The organism is Pseudomonas sp. 28 E 9, assembly GCF_900004785.1.
Taxonomy (GTDB): domain Bacteria; phylum Pseudomonadota; class Gammaproteobacteria; order Pseudomonadales; family Pseudomonadaceae; genus Aquipseudomonas; species Aquipseudomonas orientalis_A.
In genome coordinates this window covers 65,470-83,372 of the sequence record NZ_CVTK01000052.1, presented here as the reverse complement: position 1 = coordinate 83,372, position 17,903 = coordinate 65,470, and the positions used below count along the sequence as shown (strand labels likewise).

General features: G+C 61.1%; 17 protein-coding genes. 2 read left to right on the top strand and 15 right to left on the bottom strand.

Going from position 1 to position 17,903, the window contains the following annotated elements; genetic code table 11:
• Positions 1 to 9 precede the first annotated feature (9 nt).
• The 10 genes from BFQ00_RS19625 to BFQ00_RS19580 form a co-directional block, all read right to left on the bottom strand.
• Positions 10 to 1,080, bottom strand: coding sequence for an NAD(P)/FAD-dependent oxidoreductase (locus tag BFQ00_RS19625; protein ID WP_065885903.1), 1,071 nt, complete (start codon positions 1,078 to 1,080; stop codon positions 10 to 12).
• Positions 1,064 to 2,383, bottom strand: coding sequence for a lysine N(6)-hydroxylase/L-ornithine N(5)-oxygenase family protein (locus tag BFQ00_RS19620; protein WP_065934462.1), 1,320 nt, complete (start codon positions 2,381 to 2,383; stop codon positions 1,064 to 1,066). Before BFQ00_RS19620 ends, BFQ00_RS19625 begins: the two co-directional genes overlap by 17 nt.
• A gap of 107 nt (positions 2,384 to 2,490) precedes the next feature.
• Complete coding sequence (locus BFQ00_RS19615; protein WP_218188831.1) at positions 2,491 to 3,501, bottom strand: hypothetical protein; 1,011 nt, start codon at positions 3,499 to 3,501, stop codon at positions 2,491 to 2,493.
• Positions 3,501 to 4,226 (bottom strand): SDR family oxidoreductase, encoded by a 726-nt coding sequence (locus tag BFQ00_RS19610; RefSeq protein ID WP_065934460.1) that lies wholly within the window; start codon positions 4,224 to 4,226, stop codon positions 3,501 to 3,503. The genes BFQ00_RS19615 and BFQ00_RS19610 overlap by 1 nt, the downstream gene beginning before the upstream one ends.
• Before the next feature lie 26 nt (positions 4,227 to 4,252).
• A complete protein-coding gene (locus BFQ00_RS19605; protein WP_065934459.1) occupies positions 4,253 to 4,951 on the bottom strand; it encodes an SDR family oxidoreductase in 699 nt (232 codons plus the stop codon).
• Positions 4,948 to 5,688: an HAD family hydrolase gene (locus tag BFQ00_RS19600; protein WP_083208052.1), complete on the bottom strand. Its 741-nt coding sequence runs from the start codon at positions 5,686 to 5,688 to the stop codon at positions 4,948 to 4,950. The genes BFQ00_RS19605 and BFQ00_RS19600 overlap by 4 nt, the downstream gene beginning before the upstream one ends.
• A gap of 15 nt (positions 5,689 to 5,703) precedes the next feature.
• Positions 5,704 to 6,723 carry a homocitrate synthase gene (locus tag BFQ00_RS19595; protein WP_065885897.1) on the bottom strand — a complete coding sequence of 340 codons (1,020 nt, stop codon included), beginning with the start codon at positions 6,721 to 6,723 and terminating at the stop codon, positions 5,704 to 5,706.
• Positions 6,720 to 7,097, bottom strand: a complete 378-nt coding sequence (locus BFQ00_RS19590) for an L-rhamnose mutarotase (protein WP_057724692.1) — start codon at positions 7,095 to 7,097, stop codon at positions 6,720 to 6,722. Before BFQ00_RS19590 ends, BFQ00_RS19595 begins: the two co-directional genes overlap by 4 nt.
• A 14-nt stretch (positions 7,098 to 7,111) precedes the next feature.
• Positions 7,112 to 8,023 (bottom strand): dihydrodipicolinate synthase family protein, encoded by a 912-nt coding sequence (locus BFQ00_RS19585; RefSeq protein ID WP_065885896.1) that lies wholly within the window; start codon positions 8,021 to 8,023, stop codon positions 7,112 to 7,114.
• Between the two features lie 471 nt (positions 8,024 to 8,494).
• On the bottom strand, positions 8,495 to 9,526 hold the full coding sequence (locus BFQ00_RS19580; protein WP_065934458.1) for a Leu/Phe/Val dehydrogenase: 1,032 nt from the start codon (positions 9,524 to 9,526) through the stop codon (positions 8,495 to 8,497).
• Between the two features lie 187 nt (positions 9,527 to 9,713).
• Here BFQ00_RS19580 and BFQ00_RS19575 point away from each other — a divergent pair, with 187 nt between their 5' ends.
• Complete coding sequence (locus BFQ00_RS19575) at positions 9,714 to 10,517, top strand: SirB1 family protein (RefSeq protein ID WP_065934457.1); 804 nt, start codon at positions 9,714 to 9,716, stop codon at positions 10,515 to 10,517.
• Between the two features lie 78 nt (positions 10,518 to 10,595).
• Here the strand turns inward: BFQ00_RS19575 and BFQ00_RS19570 are convergent, their stop codons facing one another.
• The 4 genes from BFQ00_RS19570 to hmgA form a co-directional block, all read right to left on the bottom strand.
• On the bottom strand, positions 10,596 to 11,969 hold the full coding sequence (locus BFQ00_RS19570) for an MFS transporter (protein ID WP_065934456.1): 1,374 nt from the start codon (positions 11,967 to 11,969) through the stop codon (positions 10,596 to 10,598).
• A gap of 154 nt (positions 11,970 to 12,123) precedes the next feature.
• Positions 12,124 to 12,759 (bottom strand): maleylacetoacetate isomerase, encoded by a 636-nt coding sequence (gene maiA, locus BFQ00_RS19565; RefSeq protein ID WP_065934455.1) that lies wholly within the window; start codon positions 12,757 to 12,759, stop codon positions 12,124 to 12,126.
• Positions 12,760 to 12,771: 12 nt separating this feature from the next.
• The gene (gene fahA, locus BFQ00_RS19560; RefSeq protein WP_065934454.1) at positions 12,772 to 14,058 is read right to left on the bottom strand and encodes a fumarylacetoacetase; all 1,287 of its coding nucleotides are present in this window, start codon (positions 14,056 to 14,058) and stop codon (positions 12,772 to 12,774) included.
• A 3-nt stretch (positions 14,059 to 14,061) separates the two neighbouring features.
• On the bottom strand, positions 14,062 to 15,345 hold the full coding sequence (hmgA, locus tag BFQ00_RS19555; RefSeq protein WP_065934453.1) for a homogentisate 1,2-dioxygenase: 1,284 nt from the start codon (positions 15,343 to 15,345) through the stop codon (positions 14,062 to 14,064).
• A 118-nt stretch (positions 15,346 to 15,463) separates the two neighbouring features.
• Between hmgA and BFQ00_RS19550 the strand changes: the two genes are divergently transcribed.
• The gene (locus BFQ00_RS19550; protein WP_065885889.1) at positions 15,464 to 16,243 is read left to right on the top strand and encodes an IclR family transcriptional regulator; all 780 of its coding nucleotides are present in this window, start codon (positions 15,464 to 15,466) and stop codon (positions 16,241 to 16,243) included.
• Between the two features lies 1 nt (position 16,244).
• Here BFQ00_RS19550 and dacB read toward each other — a convergent pair whose 3' ends face one another.
• Entirely contained in the window at positions 16,245 to 17,702 is a 1,458-nt protein-coding gene (dacB, locus tag BFQ00_RS19545) for a D-alanyl-D-alanine carboxypeptidase/D-alanyl-D-alanine endopeptidase (protein ID WP_065934452.1), read from the bottom strand.
• Positions 17,703 to 17,903 lie beyond the last annotated feature (201 nt).

The window sequence follows — 17,903 nt, the reverse complement described above, 5'->3', positions numbered from 1 at the left end:
CGTTGCTCTCTATCCTTGAGAAATTACGCGGGCGAGCTGCATGGCAACATGGGGCGCCATTTTGAATCCGCCGCCACTGAAACCAGAGGCAACCAGCACGCCGCCCGGCAACCCCGGTTGCTTGCCAATCAACCCGATGGGTTGCTCGCTGTAGCAGTCGCTATGGCACAGCGCACCCTCCACCGATGCGTCTTGCAGCCAGGGAAAACGCCGTTGCCCCTGCTCTCGGGTCAGTTGTGCGTGGGACAGTTGAGCAGGCATGTAACTGTGGCTGGCCGGCACTCGCATACCCGTCGGGTAGCCGACGTAGAGCCCGCCGGTCAGGGGGCACGGTCGTCCGTTAAGCTGATTGATGTCGTCAATGAAACACGGCGCCTCAGGTAACGGTGTCGCGCCCTTGAACCGTGTGACCTGAATATGCTGACTCCACAGGCCAAAGGCATCACCGAACTGGCGAATCAGGAACTCGCTGGTACCATTGCCCATCGCGACAATCACCTGCGCACCGTCGTAATCGCCGTTGGAGCTCAGCACGCCAACGGCCTGCCGGCTCGCAACATCGACACGTACCGCGTGAACCTTTACCGCGTCATGGTAGACCCCCCCCTGGGCGATGGCCGATTGCACCAGGTACTGCAACGTCGGCCTGGCCTCCATGTAGCCTGAGCCCGGTTCGTACAGCGCCATTTGCGCGGTGATCGGCAATGCGGGGTAGCGGGCAGCCAAGGCCCGGGAGTCGAGCAATTGAGCGGGAACCCCTTCGCGCTCCAGCCAGCCCTGCATGTCGGCCAATGCGTGTGGCTCGGCGAAATGCAGGTAGCCCGTCTCGGTAAAGGGCACCTGCCCCCCGGAGTCCTGCGCCAACTGCCGGTAGAAGTGATAGCCCTGCGCCGCAGCGCGGGTCGCCTCCCAGGACGCATGAGTGACCCGCACGATGCAGCCGGAAGCGCCTGTCACACCGCAGCCGAGCTGCTTGTCATCCAGCAGCAGGCAGCGTTTGCCCGCCAGGGTCATGACATAAAAGCACGTCGCGCCGATGATGCCGGCCCCAATGATGATGACGTCAAACGGCTTGCTCATAGTGCCTCCGTTTCAGGGTGGTGCGCAGATCGTCGACGATTTCACCGGCGCGAATGGCCATATTGGAAATGAGCGTGGCGCTCAATCCATGAGTGTCTTCGGCAACACCCGTGGAATACAGCAGTGGCGCCGAGTCCCCCTGAAAGGTCAGGCGGTAGTTACGCAAAATACGCGCCGAGCCCTCGTCGTGGACCAGTCGGGCAGCCAGGGATGCGCACAACAGGTCGGCGATACGGCGGGGACGGAAGCCGGTCGCGCAGACCAGATAGTCGCAGCGCAGCTTTTGTACATCGCTGCTCATTTGGCGGTTGAACGCCACCTGTAGACCGGCATCCTGAACAAGGACCGATTGGAAACGACTCATGCGTTCCAGCTTGAGACGCTGCTGCCCACTGACTTCGTCGTCGTACCAGTTGCGGTAGAGTTTTTCGATCAGGGCCATGTCCACTGCGGAGTAATTGGTGGAGGCATGTGTGCGCAGTATGTGTTGGCGGACATGGGCGGGCGACGCGTGGAAATCATCGACCGCGTCGGCGTTGAATATTTCGTTGACGAATGGGCTGTCGTCGGCTGGCGTGTAGCCATAGCGCGCCATTATGGCTGTCACGTTCATGGCCGGATACGTCTCGAGCAGGTACTCAACGGCCTCGGCGGCACTCTGCCCACCGCCCACCACGACGCAGTGGCCGTCGGCATTCAACGCAGTCTTTTCAAGATGGGCCAGCAAGTGATGAACGTGCGTTACCCGCTCGCCGGGCTCCACCCCCAATGGCAATTGAGGTTCAAGGCCCAATGAATGAACCACCGAACGGGCAAGCACAGCCGTCGTCATATCACCCACCTGCATCTGGACTCTGAACAGAGGTGAACCGTCATCGTCCACGCCGCCCTCGTTGATGCTCAGGACCTGATGACCGTAGAACACCTGGTCGCTGAACTCCGCCGCGCACCAACTCAGGTAGTCGTGGAACTCCAGGCGGCCGGGGAAGAAGTCCTTCTTGTTGCAGAAGGCGGCGATCCTGCCTTTGCTATGCAAGTAATTGACGAACGTAAAGTGGCTGCGCGGGTTGCGAAAGCTGACCAGGTCTTTGAGAAACGTCACCTGCATGGTTGCATTCTTGAACAGCATGCCCTTGTGCCAACCGAAACCAGGTGCGCTGTCAAAAAAAGCAACATCCAGCTCGGGAGCCATCTCCTGAAGGGCGATAGCGAGCGAAATGTTCGAAGGGCCAAAGCCGATACCCACCACATCGTGGATTTTTTGCTCGCAAGGGCTGATGACCAAATCTGTTGCAAAACTCATGTGAACTCCCTGTCTACAGAATTTCAGGCTGAGCGCAGCCGCAGGAGGTTGATCGTGTGATGACCTCCCTGGGCATTTCTATTGGGGTGCTGCGCAGCGGCGACGGGTTAATCGATCTCGAAGGCGTCGGTAAGGTTGAGCGACTGGAGCATGGCGATCTCCTCGGTCAACTTTTCAAGGCAATGATTGCGTAAGAAAACCGTACATCCGTAGGTGGTGCCGTCAGTGGTCATTGCTACCGCCTGGCCAAGCGACGGCGCCACGAAATAGTGGCTGAAGCTCTCCAGGCTGCGCACTTCACGGTCAAAGCGAAAGGCCTTGACCCGCCCGGCCCGCGTAATCACAAAAGAGTAATCCGCCACCGCTGCACCTTGCGTCGGGCCTTGCCCGAGTGCCTGCGGCCACTGTTTCCAGCAATCCTCCTGGGCTGGCCACCCGCCCACCCGGCAAAGCTGCGGCAACGGCGTGCTGGCCAGTCGCGGCGACAGCTTCACCAGTCGCGCACCGGTTGATGTGATCACCACCTCAGCGTGCAACGGGCCGTGAAGCATGCCGAGCCCGTTAGCCAGCGCGGCAAGCTGCGGCACCAGCCGCGCCGGCAGCACGGCGGGAGGCAGGCTGTTGACGGCAGTGAGGAGCCTGCGCCCTTCCAGATCCAGGGTATGACAGCGCCAGGCGTCAGTGACGTGGAACTCACCCGCGTCGAGTACCCCATTGATGAACACGGGATAACCCGGTTCATGGACATGGATCTGAAACGGCCCCGGTGAATCATCCAGCAAGGCGGCGACCTGGGACGCAGTGGCCCACTGCCCCCCCAGCAGCACGGCTGAACCGCGCGAACTCGGCGACAGCGCCGGGCGCACGACCCAGGCACGGCCATCATCAGGCGGCAACCGGTCCAACGATGCTACTTGCCGACCGTCAAACGCCAAGTCAGGGGCGAGCCTGCGAACCGCCTGGTGTTGCGCGCACTTGTCAAAGAACACTGCCGGATCGCAGCCTGCGGTGAAAAACCCATCGGCGATGTTCAGCGGCATGACCTGACGCAGCTCCAGGTCATCGCTGGAGAGCCGATAACTGACCGGTGCCCGGCACCGTGCAGTGGTGTTGTTCATCATTGCAGCGTCTCGCGAGTCGGGCCCCGGAAGTGCACCGCATCGATGTGGCAGTTGCGCGGTTGCGTCAGCACGAAGCGCATGGTCTCCCAGATGGAACGACCGTTGAGCAATGGGCTGGCAGGATCAACCGCCTCATCCAGGCCGGTCACTTCGAAATCGGGCGGGTAAAAACCGGTGACCCGAATGTGCTCCTTGGCCAGGTGATGAGCCATGTTCTGGCAAAAGCCACTCATACCGTGTTTGGCGGCGAAAAAGGCTGGATGGGCGATAGAGTCGGTAAACTGCGGCACGCCGCACACCGAGACCATCGCCATGATGTCGGCCGCCGCCGAGCGACGCAGCCCGGGCAACAGTGCACGCGTCAGGATGATCGAGCCTGTCAGACCGGAGTTGATGGTGCCGGCGATGTCGTCGTCACTGTCGTCCTCCCCCAATAGCCCCTCAAGCCATTGCGCCGCGCTCAGCACCAGAACGTCCACCGCCCGTTCATCCTGCAGGATTTGCCCAGCGAAGGCGCGCACCGATGCAGGGTCGGCGATGTCGCACGCGTAGGCACGCGCAGATCCCCCTTCGGCTCGAATAAGCTCACACGTGGCCTGCGCACTGGACATCTGACGCGCGCACACGTCGACATGAGCCCCTTCCCGGGCCAGCCACACCGACACCGCCTGGCCGAAATCACGACCACCACCGGTGACGACAACACGTTTATTTTTCAGCATGGTATGCGTTCCTGTCGCAAGGTTCGTTATAAGCCCGGATGGGGAACCGTCTGGCTACCCGAGACCTTCTCCTGATAGAGATGATCAACGATGTAGTCGGCGGCGTGTTCGGCCCAGATATCGGCAGCGATGTACTGGTGATGCTCGTCCGGCAGGCAGATGGAGAGCATTTGGGTATTCACACCATTGCCCGGATCAAGCGCGACAGCATTCACCTCCGCCGGCAAGTCAGCGTTAAGCGAGCCAATCAGCCCCTCGATGGCGAATTTGCTGGCACAGTAAGGCCCCAGTCCCCACGAAGCTGAGCGCCCCCAACCGGAACTGATCGCGATGAACAGGCCCTGGCGACGGTCGAGCATCGATGGCAAAAAAGCATGCAGGGTATTGACGACCCCCAGCACGTTCACCTCCATCACTCGCGCCCAGTCCTGCAGGTCAATCTCCCACGCCGGCTTACGTTCGCTGATCACCCCGGCGTTGCACACCACGATGTCAACCGGACCGTCGCGCAACACGGCCTCTGCGAATTGCTGCATGTCCTGAGGCTCGGTGACCGAGGCGCAGTACAGCGCAGGATTGCCTTGCACCGCGCCGACAGGCGCGTCAACTGCAAGCTGGCAGCCATGAACCTGGTGGCCGCGTGCGGCCAGCGCATGGCCCAGGGCTTTGCCCAGGCCACGGCTTACGCCGGTGATGGCAATGGTGAGTGGCGCTCTTGCTTTCATTGTAAAAAGTCCTCCTTGACCCTCGAACAGCGTGCGTTGAACTGTGAAACAGGATTATCCGGTTGCAAATCAGGCACCTCTCCCGCCCGGTAATCGGCGGGCCAGTTGGCGCTCAAGGCTGAACGCCCGACCAGTGCATGGCCGCTGACAAAGATAAACGGCACCTTGCAGGTAATCGCAGCCTCGGCATCGGCAATGGCATCCCCCAGAAAGAGCGCCTGCGAAGCATCACACCCATATTGATCGAGCAGAGCACGAATGGCAGCAGTCTTGGAGGTGGGTGAGCCGATCACTCGTACCATGTAGCGATCGATACCGCTCACCCTCAACGCCTGGATAATTTCCTCTTCCTTGCCACCGCTCACCACTGCACATAGCACGTTGCCCTCTGCCAGTTGCGCCAGCAACTGCTGCGCCCCGGCCACCAAGGGTGCAGCGCTGTAATGGGTGCGCAGATAATCTTCATAACGTGAAATGCACGTCGCCAGGAAATGCTCGGCATCGGGGCCGACGGGCGCAATCAGTTGCTGGAAGACCTCAAAATGCCAGAGTCTGGGTCGTCCGAAGTTAAGTCTGAAACTTTCCTTGCAGCGATCGCGCAGCTTCTGCGAGTAATGCGCCAGTGCGTAATCGACCGCCGCCAGCTTCACGCCATTGGAGTCGAGCAACACGCCATCGCAATCGAAAAATACCAACTGCTTACCCACTAACCTATCGCCAAGCGTGACCCTGGTCATACGCGTACTCCGCACTTACCTGTACTGGTTGAGAATGTTCACATCAAACTTGTGCGATCCGGCGTGCCCGGCGATTCTGCCGACGATGTCGATGCGCTGCGCACCGCTTAACGGAGCACCTTCGAACAGTCTCTGTGCATAGGTGGGGTGGATGTTATGCCTGGCCTGACAACGGTAGGTCGGCGAGTACCCCCAGTTCGCTACTTGCCGCAGCGGCTCGATATGTTCGGCCAGAAAGTCTTCGCAGTGCGCCATCGGCTGCTGAGGCTTGAGTAACGCCAGGCTCTCTGTCGCCGCATTACCCGCTCCACGGCCGATGCCGGCAAAGGTACCGTCGACATACCGGGCCCCTGCCTGGACAGCAGCGTGGGTGTTGGCGACGGCCAGACCGTAGTTGTCATGCGCATGAAAGCCAAGCGGCAAGTCTGTCAGCTCGGCAGCGTTGCGAAATAACTGGTGCACCTGCCCCGGCAACATGCGGCCAAAACTGTCGGCAAAATACAGGGCAGCGATCGGTTCCTGGTCCAGGCCGTCGAGCCTATCGGCCAGTTGATCGCTCGATAGCTCGGCGACCTGCATCAGGTTGAGGATCACTGTCAGCTCATTGCCCTCCAAAGCCCGCGCCAATCTCACGCAAGCATCGAACTGGCTGCTCTTGGCCGCAATGCGCAGGATATCGATACGAAATGGCGCGCGGCGAACCGAGGCGAGTATCACGTCGGCCATTGCCTGGGGTGATTGCTCCAGCGCCGGCCCCGCGTCGATCATGACGGCCACTTTGACCTGATGCGGATCAATCAGCAGGCACTGCTGCTCCGTCAGTGACTCGGGCAATGCCTTATAAGACCCGTAATCAGCGCTATGCGAGAACGTATCGAGATTCAGGTAACCCAATTCGACGATGTCCACGCCAGTGGCGAGGCAAGTACCGAAGTACTGCCGAGCCATGGCATCGGAAAACCGCCAATCGGTCTGGAACCCACCATCGCGCAAGGTGCAATCCAGTAACGCGAATGACTGTTTTCGATCGGTCATTTTTGCTGGCCTGCCGTATCGACGCTCCAGTCGTACACCTGCTCCAGGCGCCACCAGTTCAATTCTGTCTGATTGCCGGCAATGCGTTTGAGCAACGGATTATCACCATGCATCTGGTCGTCCCACGCCTGCACTGCCGGATGGAAAGACAAGGCACGGCTGAAGTCACGCAGCGCATCAAACTCATCGTTGGCCTCTACCTGCATGAACAGCGTGCGGGGCGGCAAAAGATAAATCGACATGCGCTGCAAGCCGATTTCCTTGAGCACGCCGTGCTCACCGGCAATTTGTTGCGGCACGTCGCGGTGTAACGTCTTATACAAGGTTACTGCTTCGGCACTGGTCAACTCGATTGAAAAACCAAAACGCTTCATGTGTAACTTCCTTATTACTGGGTCACGAATTCAAGAAGTTGATCATAGACCTTTTCAACTTCGCAAAGTGTTTCCGGGTCCATGGTGAAATCAACCGGCGGACGAATTAATGTATTGCTCATTAAACGACGCCGCTTGAGCAAGTGCTTTGACAACTGCAAGTAACAATCGATACTCGCCATCATATGGCACATCAAATAAGACAACGGATAACCAATAGCCCTGGCGAGTTTTTCATCGCCATTTTGCAGCGCGCGCCATAATGCCACGGTAATTTCGGCGATTTCGGTCGCCGGAATAACGCCTGCCAACCCACGCTTATAAGTATCGACCAACATCATGCCGCCATCGCCTTCGAAGATCCTGGCCTCGCCGCCGGTGGCATCGCGCAACAGCGATACTTTGGGCGCGGTAGGTGCCGACTCCGGTTTGAACTGCACTTTCTGCGCCCCGAACGTCTTGAGCAGACGCGCCTGCACATCAATCGACATTGGACGCTTGGCAAGGGATTTGGCGTGGTGCACCAGCACCGGAACGCTGACGCTCTCGATCACATTGGCGAAGTAGACATACATCTGTTCATCGTCAAGTGCCCACATCGACGGGTGCATCACCAGCAATGCGTCACAACCTGCCTGCTCGGCCTGCCGCGAATACTCAATGGCCTGGGCGATGCTTTCGCCGCCCGTGCTCATGATCGCCACGCCTTTATCGCCCGTTTGCTCGGCGATCAATTCAGCGACGCGAAAACGCTCGGTAGTGGTCAACCGTGATACTTCCGAGATTTGCCCGATTACCACACCGTCACACCCCGTGTGCAGAATGTGTTCGATCTGGAGCCGCAGGGCTGAAGTATCCAGAGAAAGATCGCTGTTGTACGGAAGGATGGCGACCGGAAGGACACCATGAATTGAAGCGTTCGTCATATCTGATATTCCTTATCAAAGTTCGACGTTAACAAACAATAAGCCAGTCAAGAGTCCCACCAGGCCAAAACGTTTGCTCACACTATCCAGTAGCGCAAGACGCGCTGCCGCATTACTTGGACGGGCAGTTCTATTTTCACTTCGATCAAATAATTTTCGCTTCAGAGATCATACAAATTTTTCAGAAATCTCTTACAGGACTTTCCGTCATTCCGAAGTCGCAGCGAAGTTAATGGCCGGCGACTTTATTGTCCAACCGGCATATATTTCAAATTATTACAAATTACGCAAAGCACAGAATATTTTTTTTGCTTCAAAACTATCATTACTGTTTGTTTCATACATGTAACAAAAGTTGTACTCATGCAAGCGCGACAAAACAGAGAAGTACGTGCTTCTTCTTTTTTACGTTTTTTATTGTTGAGTTTTAACTAATGCTCAAAATCATGTTTTTTAGGCAGGCGAGCCGGGTTAATCCCTGGCCTGCGGATACAGCAGGCGTTCGGCCAATTCATCGGCCACTCGAGCGGGGGAGCGTTTTTCGGCTTGGGCATGGGCGTAGATTTCGGTCAGGCGCCTGCCGATGTTGGACAGGTGAGCTGTGATGCTCGGCAGCTCGGCGCCGCTGTGTTTGAGCGCGACGTAGATCAGCCCGCCGGAATTGATCACGTAGTCGGGCGCGTAGAGGATGCCGCGGCCTTCCAGTTGGTCGGCGATGTCCAGGTGGGTCAGCTGCGCGCTGGCGGAGCCGGCCACGGCGGCGCAGCGCAGTTGGCCGACGCTCTGGCGATTGAGCACCGCGCCCAGGCCGCAGGGGGCGAGGATGTCGCACGGGGTGCTGAGCAAGGCGTCGTTGGCGATGGGGTGGGCGCCCAGTTGCTCCATGGCCAGTTGCACCTTGCCGTGGTCAATGTCGCTGACCAGCAGTTCGGCGCCCGCCGCATGCAGTTGTTCGGCCAGGGCGTAACCGACATTGCCCAGGCCCTGCACCGCCACGCGCAGGCCTTCGAGGTTATCACTGCCCAGGCGGGCCATGGCGGTGGTGCGGATGCCGGTGAACACCCCCATGGCCGCATGGGGCGCCGGGTCACCGGCAGCGCTGGTGCTGGTGACGAAGCGGGTGTGTTGGGCGATGCAATCCATGTCGGCGACCGAAGTGCCGCTGTCGATGGCGGTAATGTAGCGCCCGCCCAGTTGCTCGACACAGCGGCCGAAGGCTTCAAACAGTGCGGCACGGCTCTCCACATGGCCCGGGCGCAGGATGACCGCCGTGCCGCCACCTACCGGCAGGCCGGCCAGGGCGGCTTTGTAGCTCATGCCTTGGGCCAGGCGCGCGGCGTCGGCCATGGCTGTTTCATCGTCGGGATAAGCCAGGTAGCGGCAGCCGCCCAGGGCAGGGCCCAGGCGGCTGTTATGGATGGCGATGATCGCCTTCAGCCCGGTCACCGGGTCGACGCTCAGGTGCAGCGATTCCAGGCGGGTGCTGTGCATGAGCGCAAACATCGTCGTGCTCCCGAATCACTTCTGGTAGTGGCCCAAGTATAGGCTTGCGCTGGAAAAGTGCTGGATCGCACTGGAATAAGCCGCCCTAATTCTTGGGTTCTGTGACATAAGCGAGTGGGATATTTCTCAAGATGCTGGACGAAAATTCACAGCAAGGCTAAAACGAGAGCATCCGCCGGAGAATGCAATGAATCCCCGCCAAGCTTTTTTCGCCTGCCTGGAGCGTTCACCCCCTGCGCTGTTCGAAGCCGCGCTGTGGATTGCCGCCGAACACGACCCCGCCGTGCAGCCGTTGCTGATCCTGCAGGAACTGGGCCTGTTGCAACAGCAGGTCAGCCTGGGCATGCCGGTGCTGCCGGCCGATGAGCTGGGCCAACCGTTGCTGCGGCGCATGAATGACCTGGGGTTTGCCCAGGATGACTTCACCCCGTTGCGCCCCGCCGCCGCCTTGCTCGATAAGGTGCTGCAGCGCAAGCGCGGGCAGCCCCTGGCCATGGGCCTGATCGCCCTGGAACTGGCGCGGCGCCTGGACATCCCCATGGTCGGGGTGAATTTCCCCGGCCACTTCCTGCTGCGGGTGCCCGGTGCCGATCACCTGCTCGACCCCTGTGGTGGCCGACGTATGTATCCCAACGACTGTCGCGACATGCTGCATCGCCAATATGGCCCGAATCTCAAACTGCAGGCCGAGCACCTGCACACCGCAGAGCCCCGCTCGATCCTGCAACGGCTGTCACGTAACCTGCGCCAACTTTACCTGGCCAACGACGAACCGCTGGCCGCCCTGGTGGACGCCGAGCGCGTACTGGAACTGGGCAATGCCAGCGCCGCCGATTACCTGGCACGCGCCAGCCTGTATCAGCGCCTGGACTGCCCAAGCGCCGAGCGCTTCGACCTGGAACACGCGTTGATGCTCAGCGAAGACCCGATCCAGCGCCTGCGCCTGACCGAGCGACTCGGCCATCTGCCACCCAACTCAGTGGTGCATTGACCCAACTCCCATTGTAGGAGCGAGCTTGCTCGCGAAAAAACCCAGGGCACCCCGTTTAACCAGATGCCCGCGTTATCGTTAACGTTTTTCGCGAGCAAGCTCGTTCCTACAGCCAGGCAATGGCGTGTTCGGTGTAGTGGGTCCCGGCGAGCGCACCCGGATAATCAGCAACGCTGCAATCACCGCTGGAATCGCGCAGAAAAAGAAGATCTGCTGCACCGGTATATGCATCGCCAGCAGCAGGCTGCCGAACAACGGCCCCAGGATTGATCCGAAACGCCCTACCCCCAGCGCCCAGCCTGTGCCGGTGGCGCGCACGTGCGCCGGGTAGAAATTGCTGGCGAACGCATTGAGGGTCAGTTGCCCGCCGATGATGCAGAACCCGGCGGCGAACACGCAGGCCACCAGGTAGCCTGGGTTGTCATGATTCAGGCCCAGCAACACGGTGCACACCGCCGCCGCTGCCAGCACGCCGGATAGCAGTCGCACCTTGCTTTTCAAGCGATCGGCGAACCAGGCCATGCCAATCGCGCCCAACGTGCCGGCGAACAGGAACATCGAGGTCACCAGATTGGCCTGGTTCAGCGCCAGCCCGCTTTCGAGCAACAGCGAAGGCAGCCAACTGATCATGAAGTACAGCAGGATCAGGCTGACGAAAAAGGTCGCCCAGATCAGCAACGTCGGGCGTGCGTAGCCATTGCGAAACAGTTCCAGCACCGTCAGTTGGCTGCCCTGCTCCTGGAGATGCTCGGCTTCGCTGGCCGGCGGCGGTTGCCAGTCGGGCAACATGCGCGCGGTAACTGTGCGCAAACGCAGGTAGGGCGGCGCATCCCGCAGCAAACGCGGCAGGGATTCGGGCAGCAACCACAGCAGGAACGGGAACAGCAGCAACGGCGTCACCCCTCCCGCCAGAAACACCGCCTGCCAACCAAAACCGTCGATGAACCCTGCTGCGACAAAACCACCCGCCGCGCCGCCGAACGAGAAACCACAGGCCGCCAGGGTGACCATCAAGGTGCGCATGCGTGGCGGTGAGTATTCCGACATCAGGGCCATGGCGCTGGGCATCGCGCCGCCCATGCCGATGCCGCAGATAAAGCGGGCGGCCATCAACGAGGTCAATGAATTGGCAAACACCATCAGTACGGTGAGGCTGGCGTAGATCAACACGCAGCCCAGCAGGATGCGTCGCACGCCGAAGCGGTCCGCCAGCGGCGTCACCAGCAGCGAGCCTAGAGTCAGGCCAAGCAGATTGGCGCTGAACACCGGCCCGAACGCGGCTTTTTCCAGGCCCCAGTCCCTGGCCAGGGCCGGTACGACATAGCCCAGCACCTGGGCGTCGTAGCCATCGGTCACCAGCAGCAACGCCAGCAATAGAAGGATCAACCACTGGTAGCGCGACACCGGACGGGCGTCGAGTGCCGCACGAAAGCTGGCAATCTGATTGTGCATCGCAAGGTACCTGTTTTATTTTTATGGGATGACGATGATAAAAATGGGAGGGGGCTTGCCCCCGATAGCGGTGTGTCAGTTGCAAATTTATTGCTGATACACCGCAATCGGGGGCAAGCCCCCTCCCACATTTGGATCTATGCAGGTTTGAGTGCTAGGGGGTGTCAGGTTGATTGGCGGGGTGGGCCTGCACAAACGCCGGATGTTGGGCCGCCAACGCCGCCACTCGACCAATACGCGGGTACGCACCCAAGGGCACCTTGAAACGTTCGGCGGCATACAACTGGGGAATCAGAAACGCGTCCGCCATGCCCGGCTGCTCGCCAAAACAAAACCCTGTGTCGCCAATCAACTGCTCCACCGCGCCCAGGCCCAGGCTGATCCAATGGCCAATCCACTCCAGCAGTTGCTCCTCATCGTGGCCCCACTGGCGCAGCAGGTTCTGGGTACTGGAGTTATGCAACGGATGGATATCGCAGGCAATGATCGACGCCACCGCGCGTTCATGGGCTCGAACAACCAGGTCTTTGGAAAGCAACGGCGCCTGTGGATAACACTCCTCCAGGTACTCGATGATCGCCTGTGACTGGATCAGCAGCGCCCCCTCATCAATCCGCAAGGCCGGCACGCGCCCTTGCGGATTGATCGCCAGGTACTCGGGCTGGCGATTGGCGCCGCCGGCCGGCACCAGCAGATTGACCGGCACCGCCGTGAAATCCAGGCCCTTGAGGGCCAGGGCGATGCGCACCCGGTACGACGCGGTAGAACGGTAATACGTATACAGTTCCATGACCCTGCCCTCTCAGCGCGCGGCGACCACGATGCCACGGCATTCACCGAAACCAATGGAGGCGAAGCCTTCACGATGGCAGCGGGCACGCAGGATGATTTCATCGCCGTCTTCGAGGAACTTGCGCACCTCGCCGGATGCCAGTTCAATCGGCTTTTTGCCGCCTTCGGTGATTTCCAGCAGGCTGCCGAACTGCCCCGGCTGCGGGCCCGACAAGGTCCCCGAACCAAACAGGTCACCGGCTTGCAATTGGCAACCGTTGACGCTGTGGTGCGCCACCATTTGCGCCACGGTCCAATACATATGCTCGGTGTTGCTCAAGGTCAGGCGATGGGCCGGCAGGTTCTGTTCACGCATTGATGCGGTGGTCAGCAGCACTTCCAACTCGATATCGAAGGCGCCGGCCTTCTGGTCGCGAACGTCCAGCAGGTACGGCAGCGGCTGCGGATCGCCTGCGGGACGCGGCGGTTGCGCCTTGCGAAATGGCTCCAGCGCTTCGGCCGTCACCACCCATGGCGAGATGCTGGTGATGAAGCTCTTGGAAAGAAACGGCCCGAGCGGCTGGTATTCCCAGGCCTGGATATCCCGCGCCGACCAGTCGTTGAGCAGGCAGAAACCGGCAATATGTTCGGCCGCGTCGCCAATGGCAATCGCGTCGCCCATGGCATTGCCCTGGCCGATCCAGATACCCAGTTCCAACTCATAGTCCAGGCGCGCGCAGGGGCCGAACGTCGGCTCGGTCTGGCCGGCGGGCAAGGTCTGGCCTTTGGGGCGACGGACCTCGGTGCCCGAGGGGCGAATGGTCGAGGCACGGCCGTGGTAACCAATCGGCACGTACTTGTAGTTGGGCAACAGCGGGTTGTCGGGACGGAACAGTTTGCCGACGTTCTGCGCGTGTTCGATACCGACGTAGAAGTCGGTGTAGTCATTGATCCTGGCCGGCAGGTGCATCTGGCAATCGGCGGCACGGTGCAACACCTGCGCTTCACGGGTTTGCAACGTGCTGCCTTCGGCCAGCAATTCCAGCAGGCGCTCGCGCAGGGCCACGCGGGGGCCGCGGCCGAGTTCGAAAAAAGCGTTCAGTTGGCCGCCGGCGGTGGCTTCTACCGCTCGCCGGGCGTCACCGTCGAACTGGTCCAGTGCCGCGTGCAGGTCGAGAACCGCGTCGCCAATCGCTACGCCACTGCGCGGCGCCGAGCCATTGATGCTGAACACCCCCAGCGGCAGGTTTTGCAGGGGAAAGTCCGCGTGACCGTTGGCCGAGGCCACCCAGCTGCGGGTCTGCGTTGGTTGAGTCATGGGCTATCTCCGATTCGGGTTGAAGGTGGCGGGCAGCGCGGCCCAGCACGCGTCGTAAGAAGGCTGCAACTGCGGGCATTGCAAGGCAAACTGGGTGGGCCTAAGCACCTGGCTGGTCTCGAACATGAAAGCCATGGTGTTATCGATCTTGTGCGGTGCCAGCTCGGCATTGATCGCCCGGGTGCAGGTTTCGCCATCCGGGCCATGGGCGCTCATGCAACTGTGCAGGGACGCGCCACCGGGCAGGAAGCCCTCGGCCTTGGCGTCGTACGCGCCCTGGATCAGGCCCATGTATTCGTTCATCAGGTTGCGGTGGAACCACGGCGGCCGGAAGGTGTTCTCGGCCACCATCCAGCGCGGCGGGAAGATCACGAAGTCGAGGTTGGCCAGGCCATGCACGCTGGTGGGCGAGGTCAGCACGGTGAAGATCGACGGGTCCGGGTGATCGAAGCTCACCGTGCCGAGGGTATTGAAGCGGCGCAGGTCGTATTTGTACGGCACGTTGTTGCCGTGCCAGGCGACCACATTGAGCGGCGAATGGTCGAGCTCGCAGGCCCACAGCTCGCCGAGGAATTTCTGCACCAGGGTGGTCGGTTGCTTGAGGTCTTCGTAGTGCGCGACCGGCGCCAGGAAGTCGCGCGGGTTGGCCAGGCCGTTGCTGCCGATCGGGCCAAGGTCCGGCAGGCGCAGCGGCGCACCGTGGTTTTCGGCGACGTAGCCGCGTGCCTGGGCGTCGAGCAGTTCGACGCGAAATTTGAGACCGCGTGGCAACACCACAATTTCCAGCGGCTCGACTTCCAGCACGCCCAGCTCAGTGACGATACGCAACCGGCCCTGTTCGGGCACGATCAACCATTCGCCGTCGGCGTTGAAAAACACCCGCTGCATCGACCGATTGGCGCGGTAGTGGTAGATGCTGATGCCTGAGGGTTTTTCCGACCCGGCGTTGGCCACCATCCCTGCGAGCCCGTCGATAAAGTCGGTCGGCTCAGCTGGCACTTCCAACGGGTTCCAGCGCAACCGGTTGGGCGTCACAGCGCCCAGGGGCCCGCCGGCCAATTGCCGCTCCAGCTTGATAAAGGCCGGGTGATTGGCCGACGGCTGGATGCGGTACAGCCAGGTACGCCGCGCTTCGCTGCGCGCCATGGTGAACGCGGTGCCGGAGAACAGTTCGGTGTACAGCCCGTAGGGCGCTTTCTGCGGCGAGTTCTGGCCAACGGGCAGTGCGCCAGGCAAGGCTTCGCTGGCAAATTCGTTGCCAAAGCCCGACAGGTATTCGAGGTTCATGGAGCGTCCTCTGGGTCAGTTGTTTTTATCGTAATCCAGTTACGCATAACGTAATTTGATCGCCGGGGAGCGTCAAGCTATAAAGACGCCCACTTATCTTTCGGATTCTCGCTCTCCCATGGAAAAGCCCCGCGACACCGGTAAACAGAAAGTCCGCTCGGCCGAGGTGGGCACCGATATCCTCAAGGCACTGGCACAACTGTCGCCGTCCACGTCATTGTCGCGCCTGGCCGACCATGTGCAGATGCCGGCGAGCAAGGTGCACCGCTACTTGCAGGCGCTGATCGCATCGGGCTTTGCCGAACAGAACCCCGCCACCAACCACTATGGCCTGGGCCGCGAAGCGTTGCGCGTGGGCCTGGCGGCGCTGGGCAGCATGGATGTGCTGAAGGTCGGCGCACTGCCGCTGGCGGAGCTGCGCGATGAGTTGAATGAAACCTGCTTTCTGGCGGTGTGGGGCAACCAGGGGGCGACCGTGGTGCAGATCGAGCCGGCGGTGCGCGCCGTCACGGTGGTGACGCAGTTGGGGTCGGTATTGCCGCTCTTGAGCTCGTCCACCGGGCTGGTGTTCAGCGCCTACCTGCCGTCGCGGGAGACCGTGGACTTGCGTGAGCGCGAGATCCAGGCCGGTACCGCCCACGCCTTGGCGGACGATGCGGCCTACGCCACCCTGCGCGAACAGATCCGCAGCCGTGGCCTGCACTTTGTGCATGGCTTGCTGATGCCCGGGGTGGATGCGTTATCAGCGCCCGTGTTCAACGCGACCGGGCACGTGGCGGCGGTCATGACCGTGGTCGGTCCCACCTCGCTGTTCCACGCCGATGAAGACGGCCCGGCGGCGCAGCATTTGCTGGCGGCGACCCGGGCCGTGAGTTGGCGCATGGGCTATCAGCCCTGAATCAATCGTCCCAGCGCGACAGCGCCACTGCCACACGATCTTCCAGCGTCTTGACCTGCGCGCCGGCCACCACGTAGTGGTTGCTCAGCATCGAGAACACCAACTTGCGCCCGTGGGCGTCGGTCACGTAGCCGCTCAATGACGAAACACCGGTCATGGAGCCGGTCTTGGCGTGCAGGTTGTTTTCGGCCGGGGTGCCGCGCAGGCGATAGCGCAGGCTGCCACCGGTCATGCGATCGGTGTTGCCGGCAATCGGCAGTGCGTCGTACCAGGCGTTGAACCACGGCTGTTTGCCGGCGGCCAGCAGCACCTCGGTGAGGGTTTGCGACGACACCAGGTTGCGCCGCGACAGGCCGGAGCCGTCGACCTGGCTGAACGTGGCGGTGTCCAGCCCCTGGCGTTTGAGAAAGCCGGCCACCGCCACTGCGCCCGCCGCCGCCGTGCCGCTGTTGGCGGTCTGGCGCCCCATGGCCTTGAGCAAGGCTTCGGACATGCTGTTGTTCGAGAGTTTGAGCAGCGGCACGATCAACGCCTGCAACGGCGCCGATTGATGCTCGGCCAGCATCGTCACCGCCGCCGGGCTCGCCCCGCCCATTACGCGACGCCCCTGCACCGTAATACCCTGTTGTGCCAGGGCCTGTTCAAACAGATTGGCCACCAGTTGCGTCGGCTCCCAGACGCTGATCAGCTGCTGATTCTGCCGTCCCGCTGCCACCGCGCCGCTGAGCTGCAACAGGTTGGTGCCATGCCGGCGATTGATCCCATAGCTGTTGCCCGGCCCGCTGACGGCGCGATTGCTCAGTTGCAGGTAGTCGGTGGGCGGATAGATATCGACACTCACGGGCTGGCCAACCCGCACCGGCGCCCTGGCGGTGACCAACACGCTGCCGGCATCAAAATCCGTGTTGGGCGACACCGTCAGCGCGGAAATCTGCGCGCCGTAGTAGGTAGTTTCATCATCATGGGACCAGTCCACACCCAAGCGCTCAGCATCGAACCAGGTGTCGTCGAACACCAGGTCGCCCTGCACCTGACGCACGCCCTGGCTGGCCAATTGCGCCGCCAGCGCCTGATAGTCGGCGTACTGCAGGGTCGGATCGCCCAGGCCGCGCAGGTAGAGATTGCCGGTAAGACGATCGCCCTGGCGGGTGCCATCGCTCAACAGTTGCGTGGCGAAGCGGTACTGCGGGCCCAGCACATCCATGGCTGCGGCGGTGGTCAGCAATTTGAGGTTGGAGGCGGGCACCAACCGTGTACGGGGGTTGTGCTGGTAGAGCGTGCTGCCAGTACGGGCGTCGCGCACCATCAGCGAGACGGTGGCGCCTTGCAGCGCCGGGTCGCTCAACAGCTTATCCAAGGTTGCCGGAGTGGAGGTCTGGGAAACGCTGGCGCAGCCGCCCAGTAAAAAGCTCAAGCCGACCAGCAGGGTGCTGGTGTGTAACCATTTTGCGAAATGCATCAGTCGCGTTTTCCATAAGCATCGAATGTCCGCAACGCTAACAGCTCAGGTGTCAATGTGGGAGGGGCGGTGCGACGATTCGACTTGCCCCCGATGGCGGCCTCAGAGCCGACCAGGATGTTGGATTGGACCGAGTACATATCCGTTTCTGCGGTAACGGCTGCTAATGGTTCCGCTTTTACAGCGGCTCACTTTTGAAAA